Raw genomic sequence first — 12324 nt, 5'->3', positions numbered from 1 at the left:
GCAGAGGCTTTGCAGTCGTAGCAGATGAAGTAAGAAAACTAGCAGAGAGAACTCAAAAGTCTTTGGGTGAAATAGAAGCAAATACGAATATACTAGTCCAAAGTATCAACGACATGGCAGAATCTATAAAAGAACAAGCTCAAGGCATAGGACAGATTAATGAATCTATCTCGCAACTAGAGCAAACCACACAGCAAAATGTAGAGATTGCTAATAAATCACAAGATATAAGCACTGCAATAGATTCTGTTGCTACTAAGATTCTAGAAGATGTGAATAGGAAGAGATTCTAGAGTGGGGTTTGTGGTTGGAGGAGGGGGGTATTTTTAAATTAAAAAGAGCTATAAAACTTTCATTTAATCCTTGAATGTTAATTTTAATTTCATAGATCTCTGTTTGTTTGTGCTGATGAGATATTAGCCAAATGATTGCTTTTATAATCCTATGTTTTTTACTCCCCCCCCCCTTTTTTTTCTTTTAAGAATCTAATTTTAGAAAATGGACTGCTATAACATGTAGAACTTTTATATTCTTTGTTTGAAACTCATCTGCACACTCATTATGCTCTATACGGCAAGAAAAAAAAGGGGGGGGGTCCCAACACAACAAATCAAACTTAAAATGGATATTCACGGCAGAATGGGGAATGTATTTTAAGATTTCCAAACTTTTTATAAAGATAGCGAAAGTTTTTTTGAACCTTGAATTAATCCAACAAATTCAAGAGTCTGTGTAAAACGATACTAAAATTATCTAACCCTAAGATATTTTGGTCAAAGCAATCAAGTCTCTTACACAAATATTGATAAAAAATCGCATTAAAATCAACAAAATTGCTTTGACTGAAAACAAGAAAAAGTTACGATAAGCTATATAAATCAAGTGGTGTCCCGAAAGGGATTTGAACCCATGACCTTAAGATTAGGAATCTTACGCTCTATCCAGCTGAGCTATCAGGACAAAATTAATGAAGTTTGAATTGAATGGTGCCGAAGGTCGGACTCGAACCGACACAAGGTTGCCCTTACTAGATTTTGAGTCTAGCGCGTCTACCAGTTTCACCACTCCGGCTATATATGGTGGTTTTAATCATTCTATTTGAAGATGGTGCGCTGAGTGAGACTTGAACTCACACGGGTCGCCCCGCCACCCCCTCAAGATGGTGTGTCTACCATTCCACCACCAGCGCACAAATCCCCCTTTAGAATAAAGGGAGACTAAAAAGTTTTAAGAATCTTTATACAAACAATTAAGCAAGATAAGGATTCACATAAATTGCAATAACAGCAAATACAAGCGTATAGATAACTTGTGCTTCAATCAAAGCGATTGCAATAAACATTGTTGTTTGCAATTTAGAACCTAATGCGGGGTTTCTTGCAGTGCCAGAGATTGCCGCAGCAGCAGCATGACCCATACCGATACCACCACCAAGGGCTGCAATACCCAAGCCAACAACACCAGCAAGAACAGAAAGTGCCATTACTAAATCAGCACCATTAATACCATCTACACCAGCTTTTGCATCAGCAGCTAGTGCAAAACCAACACATGCGAAAAAGAATAAAAGAAGCTTTTTCATACTCATTCCTTATTAATAAAATAAACTCACACTTTTGTTTTCGGATATGCCCCCTACTTGCAAAGCATGGGGGTTATTCTATCTTTTTTTACCTTAAAATTTGCTAAATATTAACAGAAAAACCACAATAAAATAACATGAAATTTCATTGGGTATGTCAAAATCTTAATATTAACTCGCAATGGCGCTTAAAAGCAAACGCAAGGCTTGCAAACTAGCCATTTTCTGCACGAAGATTCTAGAATCTATATGTGTGTGTGGAGTGTAAAGGGTAGGGTTTTTAGAATCTTTGCCCTCTATATTTGTATCTAATAGATAGTTATAGGCAATATTTATTGGCAATCTATCGCGTATGAGAATGCAGGTAAAAACCATGCCAGCGGGTAAATGCAAGAAATTATTAGGGCTATCATCATATGTGGCTAATCCGCTTGTAGCAATGGCAATATCGGCTTGAAATAAGTCGATTGCTCCCCTTGCCATCGCATTTACACAAGCTTGTGAATACACGCTATGCTCTCTAAATACAGAATCTTTTATGCCTAGAATCTGCTGTTTAGATTCAATGCTATAAGTCGTTATACCGCCTTTAAAAACAGAACTCGCACCATTAATAGCTGTAATCATCGCACTCAAAACTCCACCTGTGCAAGATTCAGCAACACAGAGTTTGTAGTTATGCTGTTGTAGTTTTTTCACCACAAAAGTTGCGATATCACCCTTTACAAGTCGCTCTGCAAATAGAGAATCTAGAATCTTAAAAAATGCGTCTAGATTCTGTGTAGAACCTTGTGCTATTATGCCGTATTCTTGCGATAATATGGCGGGTAGCGCGTTGTTACTATTTTTGGCTAGATTTTCTTTATTTGCTAACTTATCGCAATTTTCACTCATAAGACTAGAATGCAGTGACACAGAATCTGCAAGTCCCAAGGATACAGAACAATCCATAGCATAATGTGAGATTATCTGCATAGCACTACTTTGCTCAAAGCCTATAATCTCAAAGTATATTTCATTATTATCAATTGTGTGGGTTTGCATATTAGAATCTTTTATGGTGCAATGTGATAAAGAAGTGTCTCCCTGTTTGTTCTTATGATGGCTAGAGATACTACCACCCAGCCTACTTTCACTTGATGAAGATTCTGTATTGAGTGCTTTAATTGCGTTAGAAAATGCTTTCATAACGCGTTTTTTAGGCAAATGAGATTTACTTTTTCTCATCGTTTTTAGAATCTTTAGAGTCTTTTTTATCTTTCTCTTTATCAAAGATTTTAAAGTCTTTATTCTTTTTAATAAAGCTTGATTGTTGCGAATATAAATGCACGATATTTGGGTCAGCAAGCAAACATACAGAATTTTGGTCTTTATCTTCATAATCCACTTTGCTTAATAAATCCCTTGCGACATTTAGTCTTGCACGCTTTTTATCATTAGAATCTACAATCATCCAAGGGCTATATGGTGTATGTGTGCGTGAAAACATTTTTTCAAATGCTTCTGTATAGTCGTCCCATAAGTTCAAAGACTTGGCATCAATAGGGCTTAATTTCCACATACGCAATGGATCGTTTTTTCTTCTTTCAATGCGTCTTTTTTGCTCTTCTTGCGAAACATTAAGAAAGTATTTAAAAATCATTGTGCCACTTGCAACAAGCATTTGTTCTAAGTTGCTCACTTGATAGATAAACTCTTTATACTCATCTTGTGTGCAAAATCCCATAACTTTTTCAACACCAGCACGATTATACCAACTTCTATCAAAAAACACGATTTCACCACCAGAGGGTAGGTTAGTGATATAACGCTTAAAATACCATTCAGTTTTTTCCTGCTCTGTGGGCTTATTGAGTGCGACAATGCGACAACCACGAGGATTAAGGTGAGAAGTAAGCGCTTTTATCGTGCCACCTTTACCAGCACCATCTCTACCTTCCATTATAATGACAATCTTTTGATTTGTCTTTTTAACCCAATTTTGCAATTTCACAAGCTCGATTTCTAGCTTACGCAACTCTTTCTCATAAAAGTCATTTTTAAACAAATGGCGTTTATTAATCACCTTTTTTTTGCTATATACATCTTGTGGATCCATTGACTCTTCAGGTCGAACGACAATTTGCTTTTTGCTCATTATAAGCCCCTTTATCTTAAGGTAAAAAGTATAGCATACTCAATATTTTATTAAAATTTACTTAAAATAGCTGTGATAGAGTGTGTAGGTGTGTATTTTTAGGATAAATAATGCGGAATCTGTCTTTATTTATAACTATTTGTGCTTTATGATTGTGTAAATTCCTATATTTTATGAATTTAAATATTAAATTTCATAATTTAGCTTTAACTCTGCTCATTTTAGACTTTGTCTGACATGATTAGCCTTTGAAATTATACAAATTCACTCTCATGATATTACAGAATCTTAACAAGGCTAAACTATGACAATCGGTTGTTAAAGCAGGATTTTATCCACAATCTTATAAACAAAATCAGCACTAATCCTTGCACTAGATTCTAAAAACTCATCAAAGCTTTGACTAGCCTCTCCATCGGCACTATCACTAATAGAGCGGAAGATACAATATGGGATTTTAAAATTATCACACACACAGGCTACACTTGCCCCCTCCATTTCTACTGCGATTGCATTAAATTCTTTTACGATAGAATCTTTTATCTGCTGATTAGCGATAAATTGATCTCCACTTGCCACAATGCCCTCTTTTATACTAAGCCCCATATCTTTTGCCACTTCCTTTGCCATGTCGCATAATTGCTTATCGCTTTCATAAAAAAGCTTACCTTCAGGGATAAAGCCCATAGCATGTCCAAAGGCAGTGATATCCACATCATGCTGACATAGCTTTGTTGCAAGTAATAAATCTCCAACTTTTAGCCCCTTTGCCAATCCCCCTGCAACACCACTAAAAATAATCTTTTCGCAGCCAAATCGTAGTATCATAGTAGTCGCACTGATTGCTGCATGCACCTTGCCTATTTTGCTATACGCGATGATAATCGTTGCGTTTTTATATGTGATTTTATAATACACATTCCCTGCAATTTCTATGCTTTCATATTCTTTATAAAGTGTTAAAAGCGGCACAATCTCTTCACGCATAGCCCCAATAATACCTATTGTCATATTTTTCCTTTTCTACAAATTAAAATGCTGATTATAACATAATATAGAATCCTTGTGCTATAAAAATTAGGACTATAAGAAATAGTAACAACTTATCTAAAACTATGCTAAAATTAAGCTTTTTAAAACTCTTTAGATTCAATGTATTTATATGCTTATAAAAGGAAATATTTATGAAAATTAGTCCTCGCTATATCCTGCCAAATCTCTTTACAGCAGGTAGCATATTCTTAGGTGTCATGGCGATTTTTATGGCACATAAGGGTTTGGTGCAAGCAGATTCTAAGGCTTTTACAACGGCTTGTTGGTATATCTTATTTTCTATGGTGCTAGATGGGCTTGATGGTCGTGTAGCCCGTCTTACAAATACAGCGAGTAAGTTTGGCGTAGAGTTTGATTCTCTTGCTGATATTGTTGCCTTTGGTGTTGCCCCTGCGGTGCTATTGTATTTTTATGTAGGGCATGATTATGGTCGCTATGGTGTGGCAATTAGCGGCTTATTTGTGGTGCTTGGGGCTATTCGACTTGCACGATTTAATATTACAACAAATGTTGAGACAAATTCTTTTATTGGGCTTCCTATCCCTTCTGCGGCGGCTATTGTGTGCTTATGGATTATTGTGGTGGAACATCAAAAGGTGAGTTTTTTTGGCTGGATTGAGTTTTTACGCACAAATACCTATGTTTTTCTTATATTTGCGTTTTTCATTGCTATCCTTATGGTGAGTAATATTCGCTATCCAAGCTTTAAAAAAGTGCAATGGAATCTAAAATATTTCATCATGCTTTTAATAGCCCTTGCATTTGTTATCGCCCAGCCATCTTTAGCCCTTTGTGTGCTTTTAAGTGCGTATATAATCTATGGTGTTATAAGATGGATTTTTATCGTGCTTTTTAGAATCACAATGAAAAAGAAAGATATTGAAGAGATAAAGGGGGATAATGGCACACGCAAAGAGTAATCTCAATCTAGCAAGCGATAGTATCCCAAAACTCTTTTTTAACTATTTTATCCCTATGCTTTTAGCCATGCTTGCAATGGCTAGTTATTCCACCATTGATGGCATTTTTGTTAATAAAAAGCTTGGTGATGACGCTATGAAAGCAATCGTTGTAGTATGGCCCCTATTTCCTTCTATGATGGCGTGTTCGCTTATGTTTTCTTTAGGTGGGGCAACTCTTATTAGCTACTATCTTGCAAAAGGGAGAGCGAATATTGCTAGGGCTATTTTTAGTAGTATTGTGTATTTGCTTTTTCCTTTATCGCTTTTAGTTGGTGTTTTGTGCTATGCGTATGCTAGTTCTGTAATTGACTTTTTTGCGCGGGGTTTAACACAAAATGTGCATGATATGGCGGTGGATTATCTGCGTGGGACTTGTGTGGGACTTTTTGGAATCATATTACATCCTGTGCTTGATATATGCGTGGTGAATGATAAGCGTCCCCGCCTTGCTATGTTTGCTATGTTTCTTGGGGCTATTTGCAATGTGATATTTAACTATCTCTTTTTATTTGTATGGGAGTTTGGCATTATCGGCAGTGCGTATGCTACGACTTTGGGGCATATTATCGGCTCTCTTGTGCTATTGTGGCATTATATAGAATCTAGACATAGGGCATTATTACTTGGCTTTTTTAATAAGAAACTAGCCAATAAAATACGCACAGCATTACCCTTTATCTGTGAGAAAAGCGGGGAGTTATATTTTGTAAAAGTATTTAATTGGAATCTGCTTGGAAGAGCGATAAAATATGGCTCACCTTATGCGGCAAGTGAAGCAAGTGTAGGCATTGTCATGTGGCTTTATAATCAGATTCTAAAAGATATTGGCGGTGAGTCTGCTCTTGCGATATATAGTGCTATTCTTTATGCAGGATTTAACTTTTTTACCATTATGATAGCCCTTGCAGAATCTATACAGCCTATTGCGAGTTTTAACTATGGCATAAGACTTTTTAGCAGGTTGAAAGAGATTCTAAGATTCTATATCTATGTGGCATTAGGACTTTCTTGTATTCTATACATGCTATTTTTTGTATTTAGTGATTTTGTTGTGTCCTTGTATCTAAAGGATTTAGATCTTAAGGCACAAAGCGGGGTGGCACTCAATATTTACTTTATTGGCTATGTCTTTTTGAGTGTGAATTTAATTATTGCATTTTACTTGCAAGCATTACAACAAGCCCTAGCTTCTTTTGTCGTAACGATAGCTTACACGCTTGCATTCATTGTTGTGCTGCTACCACTTATGACACATTATTATGGAATCATGGGTGCATGGATCGCCTATCCTATATCACAATGCTGTGCTTTATGCGTGAGTGTTGTGGTTTTATACTATACTACAAAGCGTTCGGAAAAATAGCTATACAGATTCTATTTTTATCTTTTGTATGCAGTCTATGTGATATTTGAATCTTTATAATCTAATTAGACCCTTCTAATATGATTTTTATATTGACATATTCGCCTAAAAGCTCTTTTGGGGTGGTTGTAGCGATATTAAAGTCAAAGCGATTAATCTTGCCATGTAATTCTACGCCGATGACATTATCACCATAGCTGACATAGCAGCCACAATCCGTGTTAGGATCATTTGTCTTTAAATGCGGATTTTGCAATGGCATATCGGTTGTTTGCAATGTGAAAGGATTAGTATTTGTGCTTTTTTCTTTTAAAGATAGGCTTGGATTGCGTATTGGTCCTGTGATTTTTACCTTAAAAGTTACTTCTTTTGTAATATTGTTTATTGTGAGTTTTGTGTGTAAAATGTTGTTTTTATATGAGATAGATTGTAAAAAGGCTTTTTTGGTGTGAAAAAAATCTATTGAAAGCAACTCTTCATCTCGTGCGGCATTATAGGTATTAATACTTTTGATTTCAACTTGCCCTTGCAGATTCTTAATCGCATTATTTTCAATATCAAGTGTGCCAGAAAACTCTTGAAAATGTCCTATGGTATCGGCAACACTTAAATGCTTTACGCTAAAACTCACACTTGAATGCGTCTCATCGATAACATATTCCTTTGCTTGAAGAATCACACAAAAAAGCATGAAAGTAAAAAGTTTTTTCATATTTAACCTTTATTTTATTTACTTAAAGCCTGAGATTCTAACATATCTAAGCATAAAAAGGGTTAATTCACTCTGTAAGCTAATAGCTAAAAACATAACTCATCATTGTAAAAAATAGCTAATTGAAGCAAATCCAGCTACACCGCATGACTTAATCTCATGCACTCTTACATCACTATTTATACCACCTAATGCAAATGCCCTTTCTTTTACATGCAAAGGCAGTTTTTGTAGATATGGCAGACCTAAGGCTTTGTTGCCTTTATCATAGAATATAGGGCTGATTGTAGCGTAGTTAGCCCCAAGTGATAGGACTTTGGATAAATCTTTTAAATTATGTGTGCTTACAAAAATAGGATAGAATCTTTTATCTAGCCTATTTTCTTGCTTTAAGTTTTCATAAGTATTTAAGGCTTGATTGAGTGGAGTTAGAAAGCATGAAAAAGATTCTATATCACAGAGTGGCTTTAAACTTTTTGCGATACTTGTGCGAGAAAGCGTGCTATAAAGAATCTTTACTTTTTCATGCAAACTTATATTATCTTGCAGAGAATGTATTAAGGCATGGCTTTGCTTTAAATCTTTACAGATATTCTCACACAAAAGAGACATATCAGATTCCTTAAAATGTATGCCTAAGTTAAAGCCATGCAGCCATAAAAGTATGAGTGTCTCAAGTTTATAGATAGAGAGATTCAGTAATAAAGTTATGTTGTGAGTTTGACAGAATCTATATGTTTCAAATAGTTTATGATATTCATTCGCAGATAAAATATCACTATTATCATAGCGAAATGCGATAAAATCTAACTTCATGCCCTTAGATTCTAACATAGCATAAGCATATTGTAGCTTTGTATATAATGTATCATCAGCATAATATGCTGGGGATAAAATAAGATAGGATAACATCAAGAAGCCATTAAGCTAGATATTAAATCATAATTACGCAAGATAAGATAAAAGAGTGTGCCACAAAAAATGCTCACTAAAATATTCTTAAACATAATATGTAAAAACAGCACAAACATAATGCCAATAAGCCCATAGACCCCATTATCAATATTATCTAAACCCAACATATCCTTACATGAATACACAAATATCATAGCAATAAGACTAGGGGGTAAAAGAATGCCTAAATCTGTGATAACTTTTGGGGCTTTATTGCGAAAAATAAAGAATGGCAAAAACCTTGTTAATGCCGTAAGTAAGGCTATAAAAAGTATCATAATATATAGCATATTACTCCTTTAATCTTGACTTAGAATCTTCCATAATACTTTCATACCCTCACTTAAATCATATCTAAAATGCTGCATAATACTAGGCACAATAATGGCTAAAATCACTAAAGCCACGCCAATTTTCACAGGGAAACCAATCACAAGCAGGTTAAATTGCGGGTGAGTTTTCATAATCATACCAAAAATAATATCAGTCAAAAGCAACACAGCAATAATAGGAAACGCCATAGAAAAGCCAATTAGAATCATATTTGCAAACGACTTTGTAAAATATGCGACAATATTATCACTTAGCATAAAGCCACCAAGTGGCGTATCATTCAGCGTTCGCGCGATAATATCAAGCAAAAGATAGTGAAAATTAAAATGCAATGCCATAAGAATTGATAAAAACACCACAACTTGAGAGACTATAGGCTTTGTAGTCCCACTCATAGGATCATACGCACTAGCCATAGTCAAACCCATAGAAAAACTTGCCAAATCCCCCGCAAATACGATAGATGAAAAGATGATTTGCAACACAAGCCCACAAGTAAAACCTAAAAGAATTTCAAACAAGCCACCAATCATAAACGCTGTCAAACTAGGATAAGAGATAATATGTGTTACCATCGGCATAAACACAACTGCAAGCACGAAAGCAAGCGCCGCCCGCACACTCACAGGTAAAATCTGATTATCAAAAAAAGGGAAAAATGCAAGAATACCGCCAAAACGCAACAATAGCATTAAAAATGCCATAACATTTGCATTTGTAATATAGGGGAGAAAATCAAGCATAAATAACCTTACTTTTGATACAAAACTCGAAATACAAATAATCTTAATTTTAATGAATCTTAGTGAATCTTAGGAATAAAATTATAGCATGAGATTATTGAGATTCTAAAGTGTTTTGAAGTTTGGGTGAAATGTGAAATAATATTATAATAATAATTCCTATATATTTTCAAATAAAATAATACTATTGATTATCAATTTATAAATTATTATGATACAATATGATATTTTTAAACACAAGGATATTAATGCTAACAAAATCTATGCAAAATCGTGTTATTTCAAGGCGTATTTCACACTATTCTCTACTCTCTTTGGTGTTATCTGGCTTTATGCTCGCAGATACACAAGACGACAAAATACAATCAACCACAAACACAGAAGCAAAAAACTATAAACTACAACAAGTCGTAACGACCGCTCGTGGCACAGAACAACTACTAAAAGATGCTCCCGCTTCTATCACCGTGATTAGCAGAGAAGAGTTAGAGAATAAGCCTCATAGGGATTTAGCAGAGGCGATTGCGGATATTCCGGGCATTGATGTCAATACAGAGTTAGGAAAAACAGGTGGATTAAAAATATCTATCCGCGGTATGCCGGCAAACTATACTTTGATCCTAATCGATGGCAAACGCACAAGTGTCGCGGGGGATATTAATACGACAAATGCGGGTTGGAGTCAGGCTGATACGAGCTTTATGCCACCTTTGAGTGCGATTGAGAGGATTGAGGTTATCCGTGGTCCTATGAGTACGCTTTATGGGAGTGATGCGATTGGCGGTGTGATTAATATCATTACAAAAAAGAGTTTTGATAAATACGCTGTGAATATCGGGCTAGAAACAACGCAAAATGAAGACAGGCAATATGGCTCTGGCTACATGCTAAATCTCTTTGGTGTAGCGCCTATTATCAAGGATAAGATTGGTTTGCAATTAAGAGCGCGTTACTATTTTCGAGAACCCTCAAATGTGAAATATCAATATACAATTACACAAACTAAGCCAAATAGCAGCAGCTCACCAACATTTCCAAATGTAGGTGATATAGTAACCGATAGCGCGGGCTTTATCGGCAATCCCACTATGGCACATATCTATGATATTGGTGGCAGACTTTTATGGAATCTAGATTCTAATAATCATATTTATTTTGATACAAGTTATGCGAGTCAATGGTATGATAATAGCAAAGAGCAGTTAGGGCAACACACAAGCACAGCAAATGCCTATATTGTAAGTAGAAACAACAATATCATCGCACATAAAGGCAACTATGGCACATGGAGTATAGAAAATTCTTTGCAGTTTAATCAAAGCAATAACGATGGACGCATGACAAATACAACACCCGTAAATAATCCACGACAAATAGCTGGTAAAGATGTGATTCTAGAATCAAAAGGCTTTATTGACCTGCCTTATGAAAACTATCTAAGCATTGGGGCGCAATACTGGTTTTCATGGATGCAGGATATGGTAGCAAAGCCTAGTCAGTTTTCACAACACACTTTCGCCCTTTTCGCAGAAAATGAATGGGAAGCCTTTGATGGATTTCGCTTTACTTTAGGGCTAAGGGAAGATTATAACTCACGCTTTGGTTTTAACACTTCGCCAAAGGCATATTTGGTTTATGAAGCTATCCCTGATTGGCTAACGCTTAAAGGTGGCGTAAGCATGGGGTATAAAGCACCATATCTTAATCAGCTTATAGATGGACAATATGGCTTTGGCGCACAAGGGCAACTTGCATTTTTAGGGAATCCAAACCTAAAACCTGAAACAAGTCTAAGCTTTGAGATGACCGCTCTTACAGATAATGACTATTTTGAATCTGGAATCACCTATTTTTATAGTCTATTTTGGGATAAGATCAGCTCGGAGACTTTAGCTACCAGTGCAGATCAGGCTAAATGCGGTAGCACGAGTTTCAGCAGAGGTTGCTCTCGCGCGATAAATGTTGATAGATCCTATATACAAGGTGTAGAACTCTATGCGGGGATAAAACCACTTTATGGAGTAAATTTTGATATAAGCTATACTTTTACAAGCAGTGAGCAACTAACAGGTAATCTAAAGGGCGCACCACTCACAGACACGCTAGACCATAGATTCAACGCAAAGCTTGGCTATACATGGGAAGATTTACATGTATATTTGCGTAGTGAAGTGCAAGGCAATCGCTTTAGAGGTTTGAGACCTGGCACAGATGCAGCACAACAGCAAGTGCTAGGGGCATATTATAAACCTTTTATGCTTTTACATTTGGGGGCTACTTATAGAATCAATGAAAAATTTAAAGTAAATTTTGCTATCTATAACCTTTTAGACAAAAACTTCGCAGATTATAGACAATATGGTTGGGAGACTAGCGGTAGCAATGGCAGCAATTATACCGGCAATGCACTAGTTGGCAATATGTATAACTACATTGCTGAAGGCAGAAGATATTGGTTTAGTGTGAATATGGATTTTTAGATTCT

At 35.8% G+C, this 12324-nt stretch carries 12 protein-coding genes and 3 tRNA genes; 4 read left to right on the top strand and 11 right to left on the bottom strand.

Annotated elements, in window-relative coordinates:
• A partial coding sequence (locus T368_RS13890; RefSeq protein WP_034595223.1) for a methyl-accepting chemotaxis protein occupies positions 1–293 on the top strand: 293 nt, incomplete at its 5' end.
• 590 nt (positions 294–883) lie between these two features.
• Here T368_RS13890 and T368_RS0109710 read toward each other — a convergent pair.
• The 7 genes from T368_RS0109710 to T368_RS0109680 all read right to left on the bottom strand — a co-directional run bounded on the left by T368_RS0109710 (position 884) and on the right by T368_RS0109680 (position 4730).
• A tRNA-Arg gene (locus T368_RS0109710) sits at positions 884–960 on the bottom strand.
• A gap of 24 nt (positions 961–984) precedes the next feature.
• Positions 985–1071, bottom strand: a tRNA-Leu gene (locus T368_RS0109705).
• 34 nt (positions 1072–1105) lie between these two features.
• Positions 1106–1189: transfer RNA gene (locus T368_RS0109700), tRNA-Leu, on the bottom strand.
• A gap of 60 nt (positions 1190–1249) precedes the next feature.
• Positions 1250–1582, bottom strand: coding sequence for a F0F1 ATP synthase subunit C (locus T368_RS0109695; RefSeq protein ID WP_004084409.1), 333 nt, complete (start codon positions 1580–1582; stop codon positions 1250–1252).
• Positions 1583–1753: 171 nt separating this feature from the next.
• Positions 1754–2809: a CinA family protein gene (locus T368_RS14660; protein WP_004084408.1), complete on the bottom strand. Its 1056-nt coding sequence runs from the start codon at positions 2807–2809 to the stop codon at positions 1754–1756.
• Positions 2796–3719, bottom strand: a complete 924-nt coding sequence (gene ppk2, locus T368_RS0109685) for a polyphosphate kinase 2 (protein ID WP_004084407.1) — start codon at positions 3717–3719, stop codon at positions 2796–2798. The genes T368_RS14660 and ppk2 overlap by 14 nt, the downstream gene beginning before the upstream one ends.
• A gap of 318 nt (positions 3720–4037) precedes the next feature.
• On the bottom strand, positions 4038–4730 hold the full coding sequence (locus T368_RS0109680; protein ID WP_004084406.1) for a 5'-methylthioadenosine/adenosylhomocysteine nucleosidase: 693 nt from the start codon (positions 4728–4730) through the stop codon (positions 4038–4040).
• A gap of 173 nt (positions 4731–4903) precedes the next feature.
• Here T368_RS0109680 and pssA point away from each other — a divergent pair, with 173 nt between their 5' ends.
• Positions 4904–5692: a CDP-diacylglycerol--serine O-phosphatidyltransferase gene (gene pssA / locus T368_RS0109675; protein ID WP_004084405.1), complete on the top strand. Its 789-nt coding sequence runs from the start codon at positions 4904–4906 to the stop codon at positions 5690–5692.
• Entirely contained in the window at positions 5673–7097 is a 1425-nt protein-coding gene (locus T368_RS0109670; protein WP_004084403.1) for an MATE family efflux transporter, read from the top strand. The genes pssA and T368_RS0109670 overlap by 20 nt, the downstream gene beginning before the upstream one ends.
• Before the next feature lie 61 nt (positions 7098–7158).
• Here T368_RS0109670 and T368_RS0109665 read toward each other — a convergent pair whose 3' ends face one another.
• From T368_RS0109665 to fliR, 4 genes are all read right to left on the bottom strand, one after another.
• Positions 7159–7809 (bottom strand): YceI family protein, encoded by a 651-nt coding sequence (locus T368_RS0109665; RefSeq protein WP_004084401.1) that lies wholly within the window; start codon positions 7807–7809, stop codon positions 7159–7161.
• Between the two features lie 102 nt (positions 7810–7911).
• The gene (locus T368_RS0109660) at positions 7912–8721 is read right to left on the bottom strand and encodes a thiamine phosphate synthase (protein WP_004084399.1); all 810 of its coding nucleotides are present in this window, start codon (positions 8719–8721) and stop codon (positions 7912–7914) included.
• Positions 8721–9053, bottom strand: a complete 333-nt coding sequence (locus T368_RS0109655; protein WP_004084398.1) for a branched-chain amino acid transporter permease — start codon at positions 9051–9053, stop codon at positions 8721–8723. The genes T368_RS0109660 and T368_RS0109655 overlap by 1 nt, the downstream gene beginning before the upstream one ends.
• Before the next feature lie 9 nt (positions 9054–9062).
• The gene (fliR, locus tag T368_RS0109650) at positions 9063–9839 is read right to left on the bottom strand and encodes a flagellar biosynthetic protein FliR (RefSeq protein WP_004084396.1); all 777 of its coding nucleotides are present in this window, start codon (positions 9837–9839) and stop codon (positions 9063–9065) included.
• A 248-nt stretch (positions 9840–10087) separates the two neighbouring features.
• Between fliR and T368_RS0109645 the strand changes: the two genes are divergently transcribed.
• Positions 10088–12319 carry a TonB-dependent receptor domain-containing protein gene (locus tag T368_RS0109645; RefSeq protein ID WP_004084393.1) on the top strand — a complete coding sequence of 744 codons (2232 nt, stop codon included), beginning with the start codon at positions 10088–10090 and terminating at the stop codon, positions 12317–12319.
• Positions 12320–12324: the final 5 nt, after the last annotated feature.

It is taken from the genome of Helicobacter bilis ATCC 51630, from assembly GCF_000686565.1.
GTDB classification, from domain to species: Bacteria; Campylobacterota; Campylobacteria; order Campylobacterales; family Helicobacteraceae; genus Helicobacter_A; species Helicobacter_A bilis.
The sequence above is the reverse complement of the archived record's forward strand: the minus strand, read 5'-3'. Positions and strand labels throughout refer to the sequence as shown.

Coding starts and splice junctions, on each gene's coding strand:
- pssA (WP_004084405.1), top strand. CDS start 4,904: ATGAAAATTAGTCCTCGCTATATCCTGCCAAATCTCTTTACAGCAGGT.
- T368_RS0109680 (WP_004084406.1), bottom strand. CDS start 4,730: ATGACAATAGGTATTATTGGGGCTATGCGTGAAGAGATTGTGCCGCTT.
- T368_RS0109655 (WP_004084398.1), bottom strand. CDS start 9,053: ATGCTATATATTATGATACTTTTTATAGCCTTACTTACGGCATTAACA.
- T368_RS0109645 (WP_004084393.1), top strand. CDS start 10,088: ATGCTAACAAAATCTATGCAAAATCGTGTTATTTCAAGGCGTATTTCA.
- T368_RS0109670 (WP_004084403.1), top strand. CDS start 5,673: ATGGCACACGCAAAGAGTAATCTCAATCTAGCAAGCGATAGTATCCCA.
- T368_RS0109660 (WP_004084399.1), bottom strand. CDS start 8,721: ATGTTATCCTATCTTATTTTATCCCCAGCATATTATGCTGATGATACA.
- T368_RS0109665 (WP_004084401.1), bottom strand. CDS start 7,809: ATGAAAAAACTTTTTACTTTCATGCTTTTTTGTGTGATTCTTCAAGCA.
- fliR (WP_004084396.1), bottom strand. CDS start 9,839: ATGCTTGATTTTCTCCCCTATATTACAAATGCAAATGTTATGGCATTT.
- T368_RS14660 (WP_004084408.1), bottom strand. CDS start 2,809: ATGAGAAAAAGTAAATCTCATTTGCCTAAAAAACGCGTTATGAAAGCA.
- ppk2 (WP_004084407.1), bottom strand. CDS start 3,719: ATGAGCAAAAAGCAAATTGTCGTTCGACCTGAAGAGTCAATGGATCCA.
- T368_RS0109695 (WP_004084409.1), bottom strand. CDS start 1,582: ATGAAAAAGCTTCTTTTATTCTTTTTCGCATGTGTTGGTTTTGCACTA.